This window comes from Rhodococcus sp. 14-2483-1-2, assembly GCF_002259405.1.
In the GTDB taxonomy this organism is placed as follows: domain Bacteria; phylum Actinomycetota; class Actinomycetes; order Mycobacteriales; family Mycobacteriaceae; genus Rhodococcoides.
Genome location: NZ_NPFW01000008.1, coordinates 110,247 through 132,530 on the forward strand (window position 1 = coordinate 110,247; position 22,284 = coordinate 132,530).

Sequence of the window (22,284 nt, forward strand, 5' to 3'; positions counted from 1 at the left end):
CATGCGAGTCAACTGCACCATCAACGGAAAAGACATGGAAGCCGACGACGTCTGGGAGGGCGAGAGTCTGCTGTACCTGTTGCGCGAACGCATGGGACTACCCGGATCCAAGAACGCGTGTGAACAAGGCGAATGCGGTTCGTGCACCGTCTATCTCGACGGCATTCCGGCGTGCGCTTGCCTGGTGGCAGCCGGTCAGGTCGAGGGCCGCGAGATTCGTACCGTCGAAGGCCTCGCCGACGGCGAGAAGCTGGACCCGATGCAAGAAGCGTTCGTCGAGTGCGGAGCCGTCCAGTGCGGCTTCTGTACGCCGGGACTGGTGGTCCAGGCTCACGACCTGATCGAACGTGTTCCCGATCCGTCCAACGCCGAGATCCGTGAATCTCTCGCCGGAAACCTCTGCCGCTGCACCGGATACGAAAAGATCCTGGATGCCGTACGGCTCGCAGCAACTCGAAAGGCCGAAGCCAAATGACCACGGTGATCTCGGGCGCCTACATCGCTCCCATCGTCGGGGACGAGATCCCCTCCGGATACCTCGTCGTCGAGGGCACCACGATCAGCGCCATCGGTTCGGGCCCGGCACCGGTGATCGCCGGAGCCGAGACGATCGACGCGTCCGGCTGCCTCGTCACCCCAGGCCTGGTGAACACCCACCACCACCTGTATCAGTGGGCGTCCCAGGGCCTGGCCAAGGACAACACGCTCTTCGAATGGCTTGTCGCACTCTACAAGCCGTGGTCCAAGATGGACGCCGAGGTGGTCGGCGGTGCCGCCGCTGCCGGTCTCGGTTGGCTCGCGAAATCGGGCTGTACCACCAGCACCGATCACCACTACATCTTCCCCAAGGGCCGAGGCGACCTGTTCGCGGCCGAGATCGACGCCGCACAGCGGATCGGCGTGCGGTTCCAACCGTGCCGCGGCTCGATGGACCGGGGTGTGTCCGACGGCGGTCTGCCACCGGACGAGGTGGTCGAATCGCTCGACGACATCCTCACCGCCACGGCCGAGGCCATCGACACCTACCACGACGCCTCCTTCGGTTCGATGCTCCGCATCGCGGTCGCGCCGTGCTCCCCGTTCTCGATCAGCAAGGAGCTGCTCGTCGAGTCCGCCACCCTTGCTCGCGCCAAAGGTGTTCGGCTGCATACTCATCTGGCCGAGACGCTGGACGAAGAAGAGCACTGCCTCGCTCAGATGAACTGCACCCCGGTCGAATACATGGAGCAGGTCGGCTGGCTCGGTGACGACGTGTGGTTCGCCCACGCGGTACACCTGCACGACTCCGACATCGCGAAGATGGCAGCCACCGGTACCGGTACCGCCCATTGCCCGAGTTCCAACGCTCGGCTCGGTGCGGGCATCGCCCGTATTTCCGACCTGCTCGCCGCCGGCGCACCCGTCGGCCTCGGAGTCGACGGCTCGGCCTCGGCCGAAATGGTGCCGCTGGCCGGCGAGGTCCGCCAGGCGATGTACATGCAGCGGGCCAAGTACGGTCCGACAGCACTGACGGCGCGTCAGGCACTCGAGATCGGAACGCTCGGCGGTGCAACGGTACTGGGCCGACAGAGCGAGATCGGTTCGCTCGAAGTCGGCAAGCTCGCCGACATCGCGATCTGGCGCACCGACGGGTTCTACTCGGCCGTGGACGATCCGGTCGTGGCCTTCGCGTACGGACAGACACCACCGCTTGCGCGGTTGATGGTCGGTGGTCGGACGATCGTCGAGAACGACGTACTGACCAGCGCACCGCAGGACGAGATAGGCCGCGCCGGAGCCGATGCGCACCGTCGCCTGATGAAACTCGCGGAGGACGTACTGTGAGCGCCCCGACCACCACACCCCGGCAAGCTCCCGCCGACATCCCGGCCCCGGGACGAGGCCGGGTCGGCGACAGTCCACTACGGCCCGACGGCACACTGAAGGTCAAGGGCGAGTTCGCGTATTCCTCGGACCTGTTCATCGACGGCATGCTGTGGGGCGCAACGCTTCGCAGCCCGCATCCCCGGGCGAAGATCGTCTCCGTCGACATCTCGAAGGCGCTGGCGACGCCCGGCGTCGAAGCCGTACTCACGCACGAGGATGTTCCGGGACGCAAATGCTTCGGACTCGACCACACGTGGGACCAGCCGGTACTGGCCTTCGACGAGGTCCGGCACGAAGGTGAACCGATCGCGCTGATCGCGGCCGATCATCCCGAGACCGCCCGGCGCGCAATGGAAAAGATCGTTGTGGTGTACGACGTTCTCGAACCTCTGACCGACGCCCGCCGCGCAGCTCTGGACCCGGACTACCCGAAGGTGCAGGAACGCGGCGGGGTGGCGCGCCATCAGCCGGTGCGTGTCGGCAACGTCGCCGCCGCCCGCGCGACCGCTGACGTGATCGTCAGCAGCGACTTCGCCGTCGGGATCCAGGATCAGGCATTCCTGGGACCCGAATCGGGACTGGCAGTTCCGGCCGAGGACGGCGGCATCGACCTCTACGTCGCAACCCAGTGGATGCACAACGATCTGGCCCAGATCGGACCGTGCCTCGGCCTGCCCGAGGAGAAGATCCGGATGACGCTCGCCGGTGTCGGTGGGGCATTCGGTGGCCGCGAGGACCTGTCGATGCAGATTCACGCCGCGATGCTCGCCATGCACACCGGCAAGCCCGTCAAGATCGTCTACAACCGCTACGAGTCGTTCTTCGGACACGTTCACCGCCACCCCGCGCAGATGCACTACGAGTACGGCGCGACCCGCGACGGCAAGCTCGTGTTCGCCGATGTCGAGATCATCCTCGACGGTGGCGCGTACACCTCGGCAACCCTCAACGTCGTGGGCAACGCAGCCTCGCTGGGCGTCGGACCGTACGTCATTCCCAACATCGAGATCGACGCCTACGGCGTGTACACGAACAATCCACCCTGCGGCGCGATGCGTGGATTCGGCGCAGTGCAAGCATGTTTCGCATACGAGTCGATGATGGACAAGCTCGGCGAGGCCTGCGGTATCGGCCCCGTGGCCATCCGGCAGATCAACGCCGTCAGCCAGGGTTCGATCCTCGCAACAGGCCAGGTCATCGAAGCACCTGCCCCACTGGCCGAGATGCTCGCCCGAGCCGAGGCGATGGAACTGCCTGCCCCCGTGGACGCGTCGGACATCCGTAATCTGCCGGGCGGGGCGTCGCAGACCACCCACGGCGAAGGCGTCGTACGCGGAATCGGATACGGCGTCGGCATCAAGAACATCTGCTTCTCCGAGAACTACGACGACTACTCCACCGCGCGCGTTCGACTGGAGGTGATCGGTGGTGAGGCAACAGCATTGGTGCACACGGCCGCTGCCGAGGTCGGTCAGGGCCTGGTGACGTTGGAGGCGCAGATCGCACGCACCGAGCTCGGCGTCACCAAGGTCGTCATCCATCCCGCCGACACCAAGGTCGGTAATGCCGGCTCCTCGTCCGCGTCGCGGCAGTCGTACATGACCGGCGGCGCAGTCAAGACCGCCTGCGAGGCTGTCCGCGAAGCGGTGTTCGTCCTGGCCGGCCTGTACCTGGGCCGCGCGGTTGCCGACCTGAGCCTCGACGGCGGCAAGATCGTCTCGGCCACCGACGGTGTACTGGCCACGATCGAGGATGTCCTCGGCGAACGGGTCATCGAGCAGACGCGTGAATTCCACCATCGCCCCACCAGCGGAATGGATCCGGTCACCGGACAAGGAGCGAGCCACACCCAGCTCGCACTGTGTGTCCATCGCGCCGTGGTGGACGTCGACGTCGAACTCGGTCTGGTCAAGGTCGTCGAGATGGCGGCCGTGCAGGACGTCGGCAAGATCCTCAACCGGCTGTCGCTCGAAGGCCAGATCCACGGCGGCACAGCGCAGGGCCTCGGCCTTGCAGTGATGGAGGAGATCGTCGTCGTCGACGGTCTCGTGAAGAACCCGTCGTTCACCGACTACCTCATTCCGACGATTCTCGACATGCCGCCCATGAAGCTGGACATCCTCGAGAACCCGGATCCCCTGGCACCGTACGGTCTTCGCGGGGCGGGCGAGCCACCCACCCTCTCCTCGACCCCCGCCGTGGTCGCGGCCATCCGCAACGCCACCGGGCTCGCGTTGACCCGCGTGCCCGTCCGACCCGAACACATCATCAACAGCTGATCCGAGTTCCATCCCCATTCGACGAAACCTTCTCCGGCACAACCGCACCGACGCCAACTCCCCCGGCACGTCGGCCCGGCCCCACGCTCGACGAGGTTGATCACGCCCTGGGAGGGCCGATCATGACCGACATACGCACATCCAGCACTCGCCAAAGTGGACGAGGTCGATCCCAGATCGACAAGTTCTTCGACATCACCGGCCGGGGCTCCACGCTCTCCCGCGAAATTCGCGGTGGCGTCACCACATTCGTGGCCATGGCCTACCTGATCGTTCTCATCCCGCTGATCATCGGTGACGCCCGCGATGTCACCGGGGCCACGCTCGATCCGGCGCAGCTGTCGACCATGGTGGCGTTGTCAGCCGGTCTGACGACCATCCTGATGGGCGTCGTCGGAAACGCGCCCCTCGCCATGGCGGCCGGCCTCGGGGTGACCCCGATCGTGGTGTTCCAGGCGGCCCCGTACATGACCTGGCCGCAGGCGATGGGGCTGGTGGTTCTCGAGGGCGTCGTCATCGTCGTCTTCGCTCTCACCGGCATTCGGCAACTCATCATGGATGCCATACCGCTCGTACTCAAGCAGGCGATCGGCGTCGGGATCGGCGCATTCATCGCGCTCATCGGCCTGGTCGACGCAGGGTTCGTCGGGCACCACGAGTCAGCAGCAACCGCGGTCACCCTCGGCACGTTCGGCAAGCTCGCCGGCTGGCCCGTGTTCGTCTTCTGCGTCGGCCTGGTCCTGATGATCATGCTGTTCGTGCGGAAAGTGCCGGGCGCGATGCTCATCGGCATCTTCGTGGCCACCAACCTGGCGATCATCCTGAACTCGGTGTTCGACATCGAACCGGAGGCGTGGGGACCGGTCGTTCCGAAGGTGCCCGATTCCATCGTCGCCACACCACAATTCGACCTACTGTTCAACGTCGACCTGTTCGGCGGCTTCGCACGGGCCGGAATCGTCACGGCGTCGGTCGTCCTGTTCACTCTCGTTCTCTCGGGCTTCTTCGACGCCATGGGCACCATCCTCGGTGTCGGCGAGGAAGCAGGCCTGGTCGACAAGCAGGGCAGGATGCCGGGATTGAGCCGCATCCTCACCGTCGACGGCATCGGTGCCATCGTCGGAGGCGCGATCAACGGATCGGCCAACACGGCCGTCGTGGAGTCCGCGGCAGGCGTCACCGAAGGTGCCCGGACCGGTCTTGCCAGCGTTGTCACCGGCGGATTGCTGACGAGCCTGATCTTCTTCACCCCGCTGGCCGGCGTGGTCCCCGTCGGTGCCGCTGCACCGGCCCTGGTTCTGGTGGGCGCGCTGATGATGACGCACGTACGCAAGATCGACTGGGAGAACACCGAAATCGCGATCCCGGCCTTCCTCACCATCGTCCTGATGCCCTTTACCTACTCGATCACCGTCGGTGTTGCAGCAGGCGTCATCTCGTACACGCTCGTTCGTCTCGCCAAAGGCAAAGCACGCCAGACGCATTGGCTGCTGTACCTGATGTCGGGTATCTTTCTGGTCTACTTCGCCCTGCACCCGATCGAAGAAGCGTTGGGAATCTCGTAACGTGAAAGAAATTGTCGATCGTCTGTCCGCCTGGGACCACGCAGGCGTTCCCTACGCGGTGGCGACGGTCATCGCGGTATCCGGAAGTGCTCCACGGCTTCCGGGTGCCGCGATGGCGGTGTGCGCCGACGGCGAGGCAGTCGGCAGCGTCTCCGGTGGCTGCGTCGAAGGCGCAGTGTACGAGCTGTGCCGCGAGGTTCTCGAGACCGGCGAATCCAAGCGAGAGTCGTTCGGCTACAGCGACATCGATGCCTTTGCGGTCGGCTTGACCTGCGGGGGAGTGATCGAGGTGTTCGTGCGCCTCGGTCCTCCGCGCGCCGTGCTCGCGGCCATCGCGTCGGACACTGCGGTGGCCACGGTCACGATGCTCGACGGCTCCGGCCAGTCGCTCGCGGTCTCGTCCTCGGCCACAATGGGTACGACCGGTTTTTCGGACGTCGACGCGGTGGTCGTCGGTGAGGCGCTGGCGATGCTGGACTCCGGCGGTACCGGTATCCGATCGGTGCGGTGCCGGCCTGACCTCGACGTGTTCGTACAGTCCTACGCCACAGCACCGCGGCTGCTGATCTTCGGGGCAATCGACTACGCAGGAGCACTCGCGCGGGTGGGCAAGTTCCTCGGGTATCACGTGACGGTGTGCGATGCTCGCCCCGTGTTCGCCACTGCTGCACGGTTTCCCGACGCCGACGAGGTCGTCAACGAATGGCCGCACAGCTACCTGGCGCGAACTATGCTCGATGCCCGGACGGTGATCTGCGTACTGACGCACGATGCCAAATTCGATGTGCCGCTGCTCGAGGTGGCCCTGCGGTTGCCCGTCGCATTCGTAGGGGCGATGGGATCGCGCAGAACTCATGACGATCGGGCGGCCCGGTTGCGTGACGTCGGGTTGACCGAGCAGGAGCTCGCACGGTTGAAGTCGCCGATCGGCTTGGACTTGGGTGCGAGAACTCCGGAGGAAACTGCGCTGGCCATCGCGGCGGAATTCGTGGCCGTGCGACGCGGGGGTAGCACGCTGCCTTTGACACGTACGGCGGGCCCGATCCACCACGACGAGGCGAATGCGAAATACGCGTAAGCCTTCGATGTAGACAACGTCCCGTCGTCAACCTTCGACTTCTGCCCGGCACCCCCGGCCGGATCGCCTCATCTATACCCCCTGCGCTTCGACTCCCCGTGCAAGACGTGGGTAGTGAATCCACCTGGACCGCCGATGAGGGGTCATCCCCCGGCACTCTCCCTTCCACCCGAGATTGCCTGCTCGAGTCGCCTGAATCGACACTTTCGGTTCTTGTCGGTGGCCCGGGTTAGTCTTCTTTCAGCTCGAACGCACGTTCTGAATTGATGCTCACCGGGGGGTGAAAAAATGGGTGCGATACCGACCGTGTCACTGAACGCGTTGACCGCTGCCGCGCGTGAGGAGAATCGGCACGCGGCCCGCAAGATCGCCGCCTGTTATCGCGTGCACTGCGACTGGATCGCCCGCGACACCGAACACAAGCACTACAGCCGATACGGACGCACCGAAATGGCTGTCGCATTGGGCTGCTCGGCGACCGTCGCCGAATCGTATGTATCCATCGGAGTCGCCCTGTACACCCGACTCCCACTGCTACGGGCAGCGTTCGAGACAGGGGAGATCGACCTCCCCCGCGTGCGGACCGCATGCCGGATCCTCGACAACCTCTCCGACGCCATCGTCACGTCGGTCGAGAAAGAGGTGGTCGAGGCGGCGCGGAGGTCGTCCCCGGGCCCGCTCGAGCAGGCGATCTGGGACATCCTGCTGCGCGTCGCACCCGAGGAAGCAGCAGCACTGCGGGAGTTCGCGAAGAAATTCCGCACCGTCACCTACAGTCCCGCCGGCGAACTCGCCCGCATCCGAGCCGAGTTGACCGCACCCGAAGCCGCCGCCGCATGGCAACTCCTCGAGGAGATGGCCGACACCCTCTGCCCGAAAGACCCGCGAGGGAAGAAGGAGCGCCTGTGTGATGCGTTCATGGCCCGCATGCACGGCGAACCCCGACTGGCATGCCTGTGCCACCGCGAGGATTGCCCGAAGAACGACACCGTGTTGCCGGATCGGCGGGTGCCGTTGACGATGATCACCGTCGATATCGCCACCCTCATCGGACTGCTCGCCAACCCCGCCTACCTGGCCGGGCATGGTTCCATCGACCCCGATCTCGCGCAGGAGCTGGCACGCAACAGCCATTGGCAGATCCTGCTCACCGAGGCGGTGACTCTTGCGGAGAAACTCGGACTGGCAGTCCAGAACCCGGAGACCGGGGAATGGGAAAAGACCTCGGACAGCGAAAAGGACGGGAGCCCAACAGAACCCGAGACGGGAACTGCGACGGACGAAGACAAAGACGCGGGCTCGGGCCCGGGCATGGCTGGAGACTCGGCTGCTGATGCGGGAATTGAGTCGGCCACGGACTCGGGTAGCGAGGCTGATTCCTCGACCGAACGAAATTCGGCCAGTTCACCTGCACCAGCAGCTGTACCTGGGAGCACCTCGGCAACCGAACCAGCAGCACCCGAGGCACCGGCAGATGAGACCGACGCGAGCGACGATGCCGAGAAGAACGACGAGTCCGCACCTACACCTGCTGCCGACCCGACGACGACTCCCAACCCAGGCGTCGCCGATCCTGTCCGGAAGCACGCAGCAACACGCGCTACCGCACCGCTGACCGACCCGCTGCCGGAAGCGACGTCGCACACCGGCCCTGAGGCAGTTGCATCGTCCGAACCCGCGTCAGCTTCACGATCACCTGCGGAACAGCCATCGCCGGTACCAGGTATCGCACCGAACTGTCCGGAATCCGGTTCGCCCACACCCGCATGCGGCTCCACAACATCCGGCCCAACGTCAACCGAAGGCCCAGCACCGGGAACAGGCTCGGCTGCCGCTGCCGCCAGCGACAACCCACGCCAACGCCGCCTGGGATCACCGACCTCCGCCGCAGCCCTGTTCTGCACCCACACCCCCGTCGGCCGGGGCACACGGCACAGCTCTGCCCTCGATCTCCCGACACTGAACCGCGCCGCCCTGAACCACGCCGCCCTGAACCATTCGGAACTCGGGCGTTCGGGCAACCGCACCGGCTGTACACCCGCCGGCATCTACATCGGCAACGCATCCCTCGCCGCAGCACTCGAAGCCGCGATCGCCGCCGACCCCACCCTCGGCACATCCGTCGCACGCGACCCACTCACCGACCGCGCCCTGATCTGCCGACCCGACACCCTCACCACCGCAGCCGTCCGACTACGCGACAAACACTGCCGCTTCCCCGGCTGCCACCGCCCCGCCGCACGCTGCCAACTCGACCACATCACCCCCTTCGACCACACCAACCCACTCGGCGGAGGCTGGACCACCGTCAACAACCTCCAATGCCTCTGCGAATACCACCACAGCGTCAAAACCGCCGGCTACTGGACCGCCACCATGCTCCCCGGCGGAGCCATCCTCTGGAGATCCACATCCAAGACCACACGAATCACCCTGCCCACCAACGGCACAGCTGTCCCCATCCTCGGCAACGACCTCACACCACACATCCCCACCCGACCGACACGATCCGGCATCATCGCCTACCCCGACCCACCCGACAACCAGGACCCCGAGACCGACGACACGGCAACACCGCCGTTCTAGTTGCGCGCCAGCAATCGCCCGGTCGAGGATTCCGACCCCGCGATCCACGACCGTCGCACCACACCCGACAAACCCAGTCGATCGTAGGCAGTCACCGGGTTGCGGTGGTGCAGCTGCGCAACGTCGACGGTGAACCTCTCGTCGGGAGCGAACGCCACAAGGTCTGCAGCGCTTCCGATTTCGATGCGTCCACGATCCGTCATCCCCACCTGGTCGGCGGTGTTGGTGGCCATCCACCGCACGATGTCGGTCAGCGCGAACCCACGGGCGCGCGCCTCGGTCCACACCGCAGCCATCGACACCTGCAACGACGCGATCCCACCCCAGGCATCACCGAAGTCTCCGGTGTCGAACCTCTTCAGATCGGGAGTACAGGGGGAGTGGTCGGTCACGATGGTGTCGATCGTGCCATCGGACAAACCCTGCCACAACAACTCTCGGTTGCCGGCTTCGCGGATCGGCGGGCAGCACTTGAACTGGGTAGCCCCCGCCGGCACGGCCTCGGCGTCGAAATACAGGTAATGCGGACAGGTTTCGACGGTAACCCGAACCCCGTCCCGCTTCGCCGCCGCGATCATCGGCAACGCATCGGCGCTCGACAGATGCAGAATGTGCACCCGACACCCGGTCCGACGAGACAACTCGATCACCTGCTCGATGGCCCGGTTCTCGGCCGCACGTGGGCGCGATTCGAGAAATCCCGAGTACTCGCGGCCCGCCGGCGACGGTGCCTCGGCGATCACCTCGGCGTTCTCGGCGTGCACGATCATCAGCCCGTCGAACGACGCGATCTCGATCAGAGCCTTCTCGAGCTCCGGAATCGTCAGCGGCGGAAACTCGTCCACCCCCGACGCAAGCAGGAAGCACTTGAAGCCGAAGACACCCGCATCGTGCAGTGGTCTCAGCTGATCGACGTTCCCCGGCACGGCACCGCCCCAGAATCCGACGTTCACCACCGATTGATCCGCCGCCACCCGGCGCTTGATCTCCAAGGCCGCAACGTCAACCGTCGGGGGGATGCTGTTGAGCGGCATGTCGACGATGGTGGTGATGCCACCAGCCGCGGCAGCCCGGGTGGCGCTGGCGAACCCCTCCCATTCGGTACGTCCTGGCTCGTTCACGTGAACGTGGGTGTCCACCAAACCCGGCAGCAGCACCTCATCCGGCCCGAGCTCGACCACCGCCGCCGCAGATACGCGCGCATCCACGGAGTCGATTGCCACGATGCGCCCGTCGGACACGGAGATCGAGGCCGCAACCTCCCGTCCGCCGATCACGGCCCGCGAAGCGCGAACAACCAGGTCAGACTGCACTGGAGACACTCTGGAGCTCGGACGACTTCCATGCGACATCTGCCGCATCGAGGGCTTCGGCGTCGAGCTCCCCGAACAATCGCAATCGGGACAGTCCGCCGTCGGGGTACACGTCCAGTCGCAGGTGCGTGTACGCGGCGGCCTCGTTCAGCAGGAACCGGTGGCGCGTATCCGGTTGAACAGCGGTGCGGGGCAGAATCTCGCTCCACGCCGTAGGGTCCGTGATGTGTCGGCGACGAGAATCGATGGCGCTGAGCCGGATCCACCCCGGTGCGTTCCCGACGTAGTAACTCGTATCGACCTCGACGTGGCGCGGGGTGCCGGGTGATGCGAGAGCGAACACTGCGAAGTCGTTGCCGCCGTTGCGTCGTCGGGAATTCTCCCAGCCTTCGCCCATGTTGCGAGCCCGCCCGGGCAGGATGATGTTGGCCGGCGAGGAGTAGAACGCATCGGAGCAGTCGGTGAGCCGAGCGCCGTTCTCGGCGGCGAGCAGGTCGACGGTGCCTGTCAGGAACCGCGGATCCTGCACCACCTGACCGTGCACACGGAACCGGGCGACGCCGCCGTCGGGGTAGATCGACAGCCGCACATGCGTCCACCGGTGCCGATCGGCCACCGCGTACGTGTTCGCGGTGTCACCGACTGCGGGGGACTTGTCGACGATGCTGTGCCACTCCGCATTCTGCACATCCTCGATGGAGGGATAGCCGTCGATCGACGCCGCCTCCACGGAGACGAACGGCGGGTAGTTACCGGTGAAGTGAGCGGTGTCGACGACGACGCCGTGCACGATGCCCGGGGAGCCCAGTCGCACGATCGCCCAGTCGTGACCGCCTTCGTCACGACGACGCCGAGTCTCCCACCCGTCGTACACCTTTCCCTTGTGGCCGAAGTCCGCGGGATCGAACAGCGGAGCATCGGGCTTGATCAGGTTCTCGCGCTGGGCGAACAGCTCGTCGTTCGCCGCCGAGACGCTGCCGCCTAGCGCCCGAGAAGCCAGATCGGTGAGCGTGGTGAAATCGGTTCCGGTCATGAAGTTCCTTCCAAAATGTGTGTGGTGGCCAACGTTCGGCCGACCTCGTGCAACAGCCTGGCCGCGTCACGCATCGAGATCCGCGCGTCCGGCTCCAGGTCGGTCAGTGCATAAGAGGCGGTGATTCCGTAGGGGCGCAATCGATCCATGCCGACCACGCTGCGTCCCGCAACGGTGATCACCGGAACACCGGCTGCACGCGCAGCGTGCGCGACGCCGATCGGTGCCTTGCCGTGCAGGCTCTGCTCGTCCAGCGAGCCCTCGCCGGTGACGACCAGATCGGCCGACGCCAGAGCGCTGCCGAAGTCGATCAACCCGAGCACGGTCTCGATCCCCGGTTTGGCCGCAGCACCGAGTACGGCCATGGCACCGAAGGCGGTTCCGCCGGCCGCCCCGGTGCCCGCCAGACCGCTGAGGTCACGGCCGATTGCGTTGCGCACCAGATGCGCCCACTGCCGCATGCCGTGTTCCAGATACAGCAACTCCTGCGGTCCGGCACCTTTCTGCGGGCCGTAGACGGCCGCGGCTCCGGTGACACCGAGCAACGGATTGTCGACGTCGCAGGCCAGCTCGAACACCGCATTCCGAGCCGACGGCAACAAGCCTCTCAAGTCGAGGTGGACTGCACCGCGCAGCGGACCACCGCCGAGCGCGACGTCGTTGCCGTCGGCATCGAGGATCCGCGCACCGAGTGCGACGAGCATTCCGGCACCGCCGTCGGTGGATGCGCTGCCCCCGAGTCCGACGACGATTCGCCGCGCACCTGAAACAGACCCTGCACCTGCCTCGAGTGCGTGTGCAATGACGGTACCGAGCCCGAATGTGCTGGATCCCAGCGCATCCGGCCGTCCTTCGGGCAGGAGCTCGAGCCCGACCGCCGACGCCAGTTCGACGACGGCGGTATCACCCCGACGAGCGTACGAGGTGTCGACCGGTTCACCGGTCGGTCCCGAGCAGGTCACTGCCACTCGGTCCCACCCGGCGGTGACGGCAGCATCGACGGTGCCGTCACCGCCGTCGGCGACGGGCAGGCACACCGTCTCGAGTGACGGGTCGACCGCAACCAGACCCTCGGCCAATGCCCGAGCGACCTCGGCTGCCGACAGCGAGCCCTTGAACTTGTCCGGAGCGAGCAGAATTCGTGTCATCTCTAGTCCAGCAGAAGCAGCGCGGTGGGTGCGTCCGCCGAGGTGTTGGCCAGTTCCTCGAATTCACCGACGTTGTCGATCTCGGTGCCCATCGAGATGTTGGTGACCCGCTCGAGGATGATTTCCACGACGACCGGAACCTTGTGCTCGTTGGCCAGAGTCCTGGCCCGCACGAGCGCCTCACCGATGAGCTCGGGCTCGGTGACGCGAAGCGCTTTGCAGCCCAGCCCTTCTGCCACCTGCACGTGGTCGACGCCGTAGCCCTTGGGGATACCGGGCTGAGTGTCCACGGTGTCCTGGTGGTTGATGTTGTCGAATCCCAACTGCACGCAGAAGTCCATGTCGAACGCGCGCTGCGCCTGACGGATCAGCCCGAGGTACGAGTTGTTCACCACCACGTGCACGTAGGGCAGATTGAACTGCGCACCGACGGCCAGCTCTTCGATCATGAACTGGAAGTCGTAATCTCCGGACAGTGCAACGACATTCGCCTTGGGATCGGCAGCCACCGCACCGAGCGCCGCGGGAATGGTCCAGCCGAGCGGGCCGGCCTGCCCGCAGTTGATCCAGTTGCGCGGGGAGTAGACGTGCAGGAACTGACCGCCCGCGATCTGGGAGAGCCCGATGGTGCTGATGTAGCGGGTATCGCGCTCGAAGACCTTGTTCATCTCCTCGTACACACGCTGCGGCTTGATCGGCACGTTCTCGAAGTGAGTGCGGCGGTGCATCGTGCGCTTGCGGGTCGCACAGTCCTCGACCCAACCCGAGAGATCGCGGAGGGTACCTGCGGCACGGCGCTCCTCGGCGACGGCCACGAACTGCTCGAGTGCGGCCTTGGCGTCGGAGATGATGCCGTAGTCCGGTGCGAAGACGCGTCCGATCTGGGTCGGCTCGATGTCGACGTGAACGAACCTCCTTCCCTTGCGGTATGTGTCGAGTCCGCCGGTATGCCGGTTGGCCCAACGGTTTCCGATACCGAGCACGAAGTCCGAGGCCAGCAGCGTCGCGTTGCCGTAACGGTGCGCGGTCTGCAGACCGACCATGCCTGCGGCGAGGCGGTGATCGTCCGGGATGGTGCCCCAGCCCATCAGGGTCGGGATGACCGGCACGTCGAGGATCTCGGCGAGCTGCACGAGCAAGTCGGACGCGTCGGCGTTGATGATGCCTCCGCCGGCCACGATCAACGGGCGCTCGGCAGCCAGGAGCATGTCGATGGCCTTCTCTGCCTGAGCACGCGAGGCGACGGGCTTGTGCACGGGCAGCGACTGGTACGTCTCGGGATCGAAGTCGATCTCGGCCAGCTGCACGTCGATGGGTAGATCGATCAGCACCGGACCGGGGCGACCGGAGCGCATCAGATGGAACGCCTGCGCGAAGGCACCGGGAACCTGAGCCGGCTCGAGCACCGTCATCGCCATCTTGGTGACGGGTGCCGCGATCGACGCGATGTCGACGGCCTGGAAGTCCTCCTTGTGCAGCCGCGCCACCGGGGCCTGGCCGGTGATGGCGAGGATCGGAATCGAGTCGGCCATGGCCGAATACAGCCCGGTGATCATGTCGGTGCCGGCCGGACCGGAGGTTCCGATGCAGATTCCGATGTTGCCCGGTGCGGCCCGGGTGAAGCCCTCCGCCATGTGCGAGGCACCTTCGACGTGGCGGGCCAGCACGTGGCGGATGCCACCGTGATTGCGCATCGCCGCGTAGAAGGGGTTGATGGCCGCACCGGGGAGACCGAATGCGGTTGTTGCACCTTCGAGTTCGAGGATCTTCACTGCGGCATCGGCCGCACGCATCCTGGCCATGTCAGTTGTCCTTGCTTGTGGTCGGGGATCCCGAGAGCCGAGCGACGCCGCGGTACAGCGCCGAATGATCCAGGCCGCCATCGCCGTTGGCTCGGGCCGAGGCCATCAGCTGCGCCAGCACTGCGCCCATGGGAATCACGACGCCCGCCTCGCGAGCGGCCGAGGTGACGATGCCGAGATCCTTGTGGTGCAGGTCGATGCGGAACCCGGGCTCGAACGAGCGGTCGAGCATCTTCTGGGCCTTCTGGTTCAGCACGGCCGAACCGGCGAGGCCGCCGCCGAGAACCTCGACCGACGCGGCCAGATCGACGCCGTAGGCTTCGAGGAACGCGATCGCCTCGGCGAGCACCTGGATGTTGCCTGCCACGATCAGCTGGTTGGCCGCCTTGACCGTCTGCCCGGATCCGCTGGGACCCACGTGCACGACGGTCTTGCCGACGACGTCGAGAATCGGCTTGGCCGTGGCGAAGTCGTCCGCGCTGCCACCGACCATGATCGACAGAGTCGCGTTCTCGGCACCGGCCTGGCCACCGGAGACCGGGGCGTCGAGGATCCGGAATCCGCGTGAGGACGCGTCGGCAGCCAACGTGGCGGTGACGTCGGGACGGATGCTGGAGAAGTCGATGATCAGCGCGTCGCGTCGAGCATTGTCGAACACACCGCCTTCACCGGCGAGAACGTCCTGCACATCCGGGGAGTCGGGGACCATGATCGCGACGATGTCGGCGTCGTGGACGGCCTTGGCGATCGAGTCGGCTGCGGTGCCGCCGGCGTCGACGAGGGGACCGGTGCGATCGGGCGTCAGGTTGTAGCCGACCACCTGGTGGCCTGCCTTGGCGAGATGAACGGACATGGGACTGCCCATGATCCCGAGGCCGATGAATGCAATGGTGCTCATGAGAAATCCCTACTTGGTAGTGGTGGCCAGTTCGAGCCACGCGAACGGATCCGGCTGGGTGGCTTTGTATTCGAGTCCGACGTAGCCGTCGTAACCCCGCGCTGCGAGGCCGGCAAGTTGTCCGCCGAGGTCGAGCGATCCGGTGCCCGGTTCTCCGCGGCCGGGGGAATCGGCGATCTGTACGTGCGCGATCAGGTCGTGGTGTGCCTCGAGCGCTGCGGGAACGTCCTCTCCGTTGACGGCGAGGTGGTAGAGGTCGGCGAGCAGGCGGAGGTTGTGTACGTCCTGTTCACGGGCCACGCGGCGAATGGTCGCGACGGCTCCGGCGGCAGACTTCAACGGGTAGGCGGGTGCGCCGCTCACGGGCTCGATCAACACGACCGCACCGATTTTCGCGGCGGCCTTCCCGGCGGCGGCCAAGTTCTCGATCGCGACCTCGTCCTGGTCGAGCGGATCGACGCCGTCGATGCGGTTTCCGTACAGGGCGTTGAACGCTGTGGTGCCGAGTTGTTCGCCGATGCCGACGGTGGCGGCGATGTTGTCTCGGAAGGCCTGCACCTGCGCTGGATCGGACAGAATCCCACGATCGCCTGCAGGCATGTCGCCGGCCGCGAAGTTCAGCCCGGTCAGCTGTACCCCGGCATCGCGAATGGCGGACACGAATGCGGTGACATCGGCGTCCGAGGGCACCGGGCCCCCGAACGGCCACCAGAATTCGACGGCGTCGAATCCGGCATCTCGCGCGCGCTGCGGTCGATCGAGCAGAGGCACGTCGGTGAAGAGGATGGAACAGTTGACGGTGTATCGGAGTCGAGAATCAGCAAAGATATTCATGCACAGTGCCTTTCAGTTCTGAGGTTGCGGCAGTCCGCGGTATCTACGCCAGCTGCCTGCGTAGGTGATGTCGGTCAGCTCGTCCGGTTGCGCATCGAGCACCCCGGGGCGCAGGCCGACGCCCAGGACCGAGCGCCCATCCTCGAGCGCCACGACGGTGAGTTCGAGTTCCGGCGGTTCGTCCGGCAGGAATGCAGTTCGGATGTCGTCGAGAGGAATGTCGTACAGCTCGCCCTCGATGGCCGCTCCTGCGGTGTGGTCGAGCAACAGTGCCGGGAACTCGTCACGCACCGAGAAGAAGCGGTAGTTCGGGGTGGTGCGCACTGTCCCCACGAACGGGTGGGACGAGACGTTGTGGTGCAGGCTGCCGCCGCGCATCGCACCACCGTTGCAGAAAAGCTCCGTCATGAAGTCGTTCCTCTCGGGCTCGAACGGTCCGGACTGAAAGTCCGTCATACGGAATAACGATTCCGTTTTGTGGTTCGAGTGTGGCGTGCGCCACGCGGGTCTGTCAAGACCCGGGCACCCGGACCGCCCGGGCGGAACGCCCAATACCGCAGTGCAGCAACGCTGCAGGGGCCGAAGCGAGCAGCTTCGGATCAACCCTTGACAGTGGATGTGATCGGTGTCACGCTCATTTGGTGGAATCATCATTTCGTATTGCGGAATTAGGGCCAGCCGGGGTCGTGGCCAATCTGAACACCGCCTCCGAGACCGAAGCCGCACGCACGCTCTCGCTCTGCCTCGACGTGCCTCGCTGGGTCGAGGGAGTTCTGAGCGCCCGGCCGTTCACCGACGTGCAGGCTCTGCGCCACGCCATTCATCGCGCTGCCGCACCATTGACAACCGATGAAGTGCACCGCGCACTCGCCGTGCATCCGCGCATCGGCGAGAGACCAGACGGCGACAACGCAAGCGCTCGGCACGCGAGCAACGAGCAATCCGGCGTCGACATCTCCGACACGACCGTCGAACAGCGGCTGAGAGCAGGAAATCTGGCCTACGAGAACCGGTTCGGGCAGGTGTTTCTGATCAGGGCCGCCGGCCGGGATGCCCACGCAGTTCTCGATGCTCTGCACAGCAGGCTCGCCAACGACCCCGAGACCGAGGCCGTCGTCGTCGAACACGAACTGCGGGAGATCGCCGAGATTCGCGCAACAGGAAGTCTCGGCGATGCCTGACCCGAAGAGCCATGTGACCGCCCACGTACTCGATGCGGCGAGAGGCGCTCCTGCGCAGGGTGTCTCGATCGTCCTCGCCGATCACCACGGTATCCACGTTGCCGACGCCGTCACCGATGAGCAGGGCAGGGTCGGAGCGCTCGGCCCCACCGAACTGGAACCGGGCACCTACCGCCTCACCTTCGCAACCGGTGCTTACTTCGCGGCCCAGCACACCGAATGCTTTCACCCCGAGGTCGTCGTCACCTTCGAGATCACCGCACCCGACCAGCACTACCACATCCCACTTCTGTTGAGCCCGTTCGCTTTCACCACCTATCGAGGGAGCTAGAACCCATGACCATCGTGCTCGGAGCAAACCAGTACGGCAAAGCCGAATGCAGACTCGTCCGCATCGACCGCGAGACTCCTCGCCACCGCATCACCGACGTCAGCGTCACCTCGCAGCTGCGCGGCGACCTCGAGGCCGTCCACACCGAGGGCGACAACGCTCACGTCGTCGCGACCGACACTCAGAAGAACACCGTGTACGCGTTCGCGCGGGACGGCATCGGCGCGATCGAGAGCTTCGCACTTCGTCTCGGGGCGCACTTCACCGGCAGTTTCGACTGGATCACCGGTGGGCGCTGGGAAATCGAGCAGTACCAGTGGTCGCGGATCGCGAACGGTCAGGACGGCTACGACCACTCGTTCGTCAAGGCGAGTGACGAGAAGCGGAACACCATCGTCACCGTCGATGGCGAGAACATCTCCATCGTCTCCGGAATCAGCGACCTCGTGGTCCTCAGTTCGACGGCGTCGGAGTTCTGGGGATACCCGAAGGACCGGTACACCACGCTGAAGGAGACCACCGACCGAATCCTGGCCACCTCGGTCAGCGCGCGCTGGCGGTACCTCACCACCGAGCTTGATTTCGACAAGACCTTCGACGACGTCCGCTCCATCATGCTCGACGCGTTCGCCTCCACGCATTCTCTTGCGTTGCAGCAGAGTCTGTTCCAGATGGGCAAGCAGGTTCTCGAAGCGCACCCGGAGATCGGCGAGATCAAGTTCTCGATGCCCAACATCCACCACTTCCTCGTCGACCTCGAGCCGTTCGGACTCGACAACCCCGGTGAGGTCTTCTACGTCGCGGATCGTCCCTACGGTCTGATCGAGGCCACGGTGCAGCGCGACGATGCCCCGGACGCAGGCCGCGCCTGGGATACCGTTCCCGGATTCTGCTAGGAGCGCCGCCGTGAAACTGACGACCCCGAAGCTGACTAAACGCACTCATGCGCCGCACGATCCCGCCCGTCCCGAGGACGAGCGGTTGTCGATCGGCAGGTCGTATCTCTATGGATTGCAGCACATCCTGACGATGTACGGCGGCGTCATCGCACCACCCCTGATCGTCGGTGGCGCAGCGGGACTGACCGGAACCGAGATCGCCCTGTTGGTCTCGGCCGCATTGTTCGTCAGTGGAGCGGCCACCCTGCTGCAAACATTGGGAGTGCCGTATTTCGGTGCAAAACTTCCTTTGGTGCAGGGTATTTCGTTCGCTTCGGTGTCGACGATGGTGGCCATCGCGAGCGGGCCGGGTGGACTGAACTCGGTGTTCGGTGCCATCATCGCCGCCGGTGCCATCGGCATCCTCATCACCCCGTTCTTCAGCAAGATCGTGCGCTTCTTCCCACCGGTGGTGACCGGCACGATCATCACCGTCATCGGCATCTCGCTACTGCCCGTTGCGGTTCGGTGGGCCATGGGCGGTGATCAGCAGGCCGCCGACTGGGGCTCGATGTCCAACATCGGGCTCGCGGCGTTCAGCCTCGTGGTGGTGCTGCTCGTCAGTCGACTGGTGCAGGGCACGCTCTCGCGCCTGTCCATTCTGATCGGCATCATCGTCGGAACCCTGTTCGCGGTCCTCGTCGGTAAGGCCGACTTCTCCGGTGTGAGCGACGGTGCCATCTTCAGCTTCCCCGAGCCGTTCGCATTCGGAGCGCCGACGTTCCAGGTGGCGGCCATCATGTCGATGGTCGTCGTCATCCTGGTGATCATGACCGAGACCACCGCGGACATCCTGGCCGTCGGCGAGATCGTCGGCACCGACGTCGATGCCAGACGCGTCGGCGACGGGCTGCGCGCAGACATGGTGGCCACCACCATCGCTCCCGTGTTCGGCACCTTCCCGGCCAGTGCGTTCGCCCAGAACGTCGGCCTGGTGGCCGTCACCGGAATCAAGAGTCGCTACGTCGTCGCGGCCGGCGGCTCGGTGCTGCTGTTCCTCGGACTCTTTCCCATCCTCGGGCTGGTGGTGGCATCGGTTCCGCTGCCGGTGCTCGGCGGGGCAGGCATCGTGCTGTTCGGCTCGGTGGCCGCCAGCGGCATCAGGACGCTCTCCAAGGTCGAGTTCGACGGCAACCTCAACCTCGTCATCGTGGCGGTGGCGATCGGCTTCGGCGTCATCCCCATCGCGGTGCCGGGCTTCTACGCAGCGTTCCCCGACTGGGTCCACGTGGTACTCGACTCGGGCATCAGCGCCGCGAGCATCGTTGCCGTCGTGCTGAACATCCTGTTCAACGTCGTCACGATCGGCCAGAAACCCTCGCCCTCGGTGGTGACCGCTGCACCACCGGTGGCGACGCGGCATCACCAGTAGTGTTCTATCGAGATCGGTAGGAGCTACGAGCATGCGAGGTGGGACTGTGGCGGCAGGTGGCGGGGTGCAGTCCGTGGAGCGCGCGTTCGAGCTGCTCGACATCATGGCCGCCTCGGGAGGATCCATCGGGATCAGCGAACTGGCCGAGGGTACCGATCTGCCGATGCCGACCGTGCACCGACTGATCGGGACCCTCGTGTCTCTCGGCTACGTCAGGCGACTGCCGTCCCGTCGATACGCATTGGGCACCAAACTCATTCGCCTGGGTGACAGCGCAAGCAAGCTGATCGGCGGATGGGCGAAGCCGTACCTCGCCGAGCTGGTCCGGATAACCCACGAGACGTCGAACATGGCCTTCCTCGAGGACGACATGGCGGTCTACGTGGCGCAGGTGCCGTCCGAACACGCGATGCGGATGTTCAACGAGGTGGGCCAGCGCGTCCTGCCGCATTCCACCGGCGTCGGCAAGGCACTGCTGTCGCAGTTGGACGACGACGCCGTCCGCGCCATAGTCGGCAGGCTCGGCATGGCCGCTCGTACCGTCAACACCATCACCACCCTCGACGCACTGCTGGCGGACCTCGCGACGATCCGCGAACGCGGCTACGCCATCGACGACGGTGAGCAGGAAGTGGGAGTGCGCTGCTTCGCCGTACCGGTGCTCGGTGCGCCGACGCTCACAGCGATGTCCATCGCCGGGCCCACCGCCCGGGTCACGCTGGAGTCGGCCGAGCAGTTCGTACCCCTGCTGATCTCGGCCGCCGAGCGACTGGCGAAAGACCTGGCGGGCAACGTTCCAGCGCCCTAATCCTTCAATACTCGCGCGTCGCGAGCGAAGGACTCGACCTGCTCGGTCAACCACACGTGCGCCGGAACCGCTCCGCCGAGTAGTTCGCGGGCCAACGACGGGGAATCCCCGATCGGCACGTCGCTGCCGGCGATGATGATGTTGCCGTAGCGCCTGCCTTTGAGCATCGCCGGATCGGCGACGATCGCCAGATGCGGAAAGACGCTGCGAAGAGTCGCCGCCTCCTGCTTCGCGAGCGAGAGATCGCGTCGGTCACCGCAATTGACGACGTACATGCCGCCGGGCGAGAGGACGCGTCGAACATGCGCGGTGAACTCGGCAGTCAGTAGCGGCTCCGGAGTGACCGCTCCCGCGAACACATCTCGCACGATCAGGTCCCGACTGTTCTCGTTGAGCGTCTCGGTGACGGCCCGTGCCTCACCGACGCGGATGCGAAGCAGCGGTGCACGCGGTAGGTCGAACCATTCGCGCACCAGCTCCGAAAGCTTGCCGTCGAGCTCCACCACCACCTGACGTGCACCGGGGAATTCGGCGGTGAACGAGCGGGCCAGGGTGCACGCCCCGCCCCCGAGATGGAGCGCCCGCAGCGGAAAAGTCGAATCCCACTGCGCTCGAACCAGTCCCGAGATCCACCGCATGTACTCGAACTCGAGCACGGTGGGGTCGTTCATGTCGATGTGCGAGCTGGGGACGTCGTTGACGTTGACGACCCAGCCGTCGTCGGAGAATGCGTCACGGACCAATTCACAGGTGCCCGAATCGATTTCGAACAGACCGGGCTTCAGGCCCCCGGCGGACTCCCGCTTCCTACCCATGGGAGTCCTCGAGCCGGAAGTCCTCGAAATCGAATCCCGGGGTGACGGTGCAGCTGACCAGACTCGGCTCGTCGCCCATCGGACGCGCCCGCTGCCACACCGACGGTGGCACGATCTGCTGCGGCGACTGCGGTCCGACCAGCAGCGAGGTCACGGTGCCCGGCTCGTCGCCGGCCCCACCGAGGTCGAGCTGCACCGGACTACCGCGGTGATACAGCCACATCTCGGTGCCGCGGACGGTGTGCCACGCCGATTGTCGACCGGGCATGAGCAGGAACAGGATCGCCGTGCCTGCCGCCCGCGGGCCGGGATAACCGTCGGGCAGAGATGTCTGTGGGATCGTGACCTCGCTGCGCCAGGTCTCGCGGAACCACCCACCCTCGGGATGGGGTGCGAGGTCCAGGCTCAGAGCCCAGTCGGGCAGCGACGTCATGCAC

Annotated in this window: 20 protein-coding genes; 11 read left to right on the top strand and 9 right to left on the bottom strand. The window is 65.6% G+C overall.

Annotated elements, in window-relative coordinates:
* The first annotated feature begins 1 nt into the window (after position 1).
* From CH295_RS08455 to CH295_RS08480, 6 genes are all read left to right on the top strand, one after another.
* Positions 2–475, top strand: coding sequence for a (2Fe-2S)-binding protein (locus tag CH295_RS08455; RefSeq protein ID WP_094740386.1), 474 nt, complete (start codon positions 2–4; stop codon positions 473–475).
* On the top strand, positions 472–1,824 hold the full coding sequence (locus CH295_RS08460; protein ID WP_170945817.1) for an 8-oxoguanine deaminase: 1,353 nt from the start codon (positions 472–474) through the stop codon (positions 1,822–1,824). The genes CH295_RS08455 and CH295_RS08460 overlap by 4 nt, the downstream gene beginning before the upstream one ends.
* On the top strand, positions 1,821–4,145 hold the full coding sequence (locus CH295_RS08465) for a xanthine dehydrogenase family protein molybdopterin-binding subunit (protein ID WP_252341966.1): 2,325 nt from the start codon (positions 1,821–1,823) through the stop codon (positions 4,143–4,145). The genes CH295_RS08460 and CH295_RS08465 overlap by 4 nt, the downstream gene beginning before the upstream one ends.
* 122 nt (positions 4,146–4,267) lie before the next feature.
* A complete protein-coding gene (locus CH295_RS08470) occupies positions 4,268–5,710 on the top strand; it encodes an NCS2 family permease (RefSeq protein WP_094740387.1) in 1,443 nt (480 codons plus the stop codon).
* A gap of 1 nt (position 5,711) precedes the next feature.
* Entirely contained in the window at positions 5,712–6,788 is a 1,077-nt protein-coding gene (locus tag CH295_RS08475; RefSeq protein ID WP_212556154.1) for an XdhC family protein, read from the top strand.
* A 288-nt stretch (positions 6,789–7,076) separates the two neighbouring features.
* Positions 7,077–9,374 carry an HNH endonuclease signature motif containing protein gene (locus CH295_RS08480; RefSeq protein ID WP_094740388.1) on the top strand — a complete coding sequence of 766 codons (2,298 nt, stop codon included), beginning with the start codon at positions 7,077–7,079 and terminating at the stop codon, positions 9,372–9,374.
* On the opposite strand, the gene allB is transcribed toward CH295_RS08480, so the two are convergent.
* Genes allB through CH295_RS08515 form a run of 7 tightly spaced genes read right to left on the bottom strand, consistent with a single transcriptional unit; the run spans position 9,371 to position 16,810 of the window.
* On the bottom strand, positions 9,371–10,726 hold the full coding sequence (allB, locus tag CH295_RS08485) for an allantoinase AllB (protein WP_094740465.1): 1,356 nt from the start codon (positions 10,724–10,726) through the stop codon (positions 9,371–9,373). The two genes, CH295_RS08480 and allB, sit on opposite strands and share 4 nt — an antisense overlap.
* Complete coding sequence (gene alc, locus CH295_RS08490) at positions 10,677–11,720, bottom strand: allantoicase (protein WP_094740389.1); 1,044 nt, start codon at positions 11,718–11,720, stop codon at positions 10,677–10,679. Before alc ends, allB begins: the two co-directional genes overlap by 50 nt.
* Positions 11,717–12,868 carry a glycerate kinase gene (locus CH295_RS08495; RefSeq protein ID WP_094740390.1) on the bottom strand — a complete coding sequence of 384 codons (1,152 nt, stop codon included), beginning with the start codon at positions 12,866–12,868 and terminating at the stop codon, positions 11,717–11,719. The genes alc and CH295_RS08495 overlap by 4 nt, the downstream gene beginning before the upstream one ends.
* A 2-nt stretch (positions 12,869–12,870) precedes the next feature.
* Positions 12,871–14,670 carry a glyoxylate carboligase gene (gene gcl, locus CH295_RS08500; protein ID WP_094740391.1) on the bottom strand — a complete coding sequence of 600 codons (1,800 nt, stop codon included), beginning with the start codon at positions 14,668–14,670 and terminating at the stop codon, positions 12,871–12,873.
* Position 14,671: 1 nt separating this feature from the next.
* Positions 14,672–15,568: a 2-hydroxy-3-oxopropionate reductase gene (locus CH295_RS08505; RefSeq protein WP_094740392.1), complete on the bottom strand. Its 897-nt coding sequence runs from the start codon at positions 15,566–15,568 to the stop codon at positions 14,672–14,674.
* Between the two features lie 9 nt (positions 15,569–15,577).
* Positions 15,578–16,402, bottom strand: a complete 825-nt coding sequence (locus CH295_RS08510; protein WP_094740393.1) for a hydroxypyruvate isomerase family protein — start codon at positions 16,400–16,402, stop codon at positions 15,578–15,580.
* A 12-nt stretch (positions 16,403–16,414) separates the two neighbouring features.
* The gene (locus CH295_RS08515; RefSeq protein ID WP_032385160.1) at positions 16,415–16,810 is read right to left on the bottom strand and encodes an allophanate hydrolase-related protein; all 396 of its coding nucleotides are present in this window, start codon (positions 16,808–16,810) and stop codon (positions 16,415–16,417) included.
* Positions 16,811–17,088: 278 nt separating this feature from the next.
* Here CH295_RS08515 and uraD point away from each other — a divergent pair, with 278 nt between their 5' ends.
* From uraD to CH295_RS08540, 5 genes are read left to right on the top strand one after another with little or no spacing between them, the layout of a single operon-like run.
* Positions 17,089–17,583, top strand: a complete 495-nt coding sequence (gene uraD / locus CH295_RS08520; RefSeq protein WP_252341967.1) for a 2-oxo-4-hydroxy-4-carboxy-5-ureidoimidazoline decarboxylase — start codon at positions 17,089–17,091, stop codon at positions 17,581–17,583.
* Entirely contained in the window at positions 17,576–17,914 is a 339-nt protein-coding gene (gene uraH, locus CH295_RS08525; protein ID WP_094740395.1) for a hydroxyisourate hydrolase, read from the top strand. Before uraD ends, uraH begins: the two co-directional genes overlap by 8 nt.
* Before the next feature lie 5 nt (positions 17,915–17,919).
* Positions 17,920–18,810, top strand: a complete 891-nt coding sequence (pucL, locus tag CH295_RS08530; RefSeq protein WP_094740396.1) for a factor-independent urate hydroxylase — start codon at positions 17,920–17,922, stop codon at positions 18,808–18,810.
* A gap of 10 nt (positions 18,811–18,820) precedes the next feature.
* The gene (locus tag CH295_RS08535) at positions 18,821–20,224 is read left to right on the top strand and encodes a nucleobase:cation symporter-2 family protein (protein ID WP_252341968.1); all 1,404 of its coding nucleotides are present in this window, start codon (positions 18,821–18,823) and stop codon (positions 20,222–20,224) included.
* 31 nt (positions 20,225–20,255) lie between these two features.
* A complete protein-coding gene (locus CH295_RS08540; protein WP_170945819.1) occupies positions 20,256–21,032 on the top strand; it encodes an IclR family transcriptional regulator in 777 nt (258 codons plus the stop codon).
* On the opposite strand, the gene CH295_RS08545 is transcribed toward CH295_RS08540, so the two are convergent.
* Together CH295_RS08545 and CH295_RS08550 are read right to left on the bottom strand one after the other, a co-directional pair.
* Positions 21,029–21,847: a spermidine synthase gene (locus tag CH295_RS08545; protein ID WP_094740398.1), complete on the bottom strand. Its 819-nt coding sequence runs from the start codon at positions 21,845–21,847 to the stop codon at positions 21,029–21,031. The two genes, CH295_RS08540 and CH295_RS08545, sit on opposite strands and share 4 nt — an antisense overlap.
* Entirely contained in the window at positions 21,840–22,280 is a 441-nt protein-coding gene (locus tag CH295_RS08550; RefSeq protein WP_094740399.1) for a cupin domain-containing protein, read from the bottom strand. The genes CH295_RS08545 and CH295_RS08550 overlap by 8 nt, the downstream gene beginning before the upstream one ends.
* Positions 22,281–22,284: the final 4 nt, after the last annotated feature.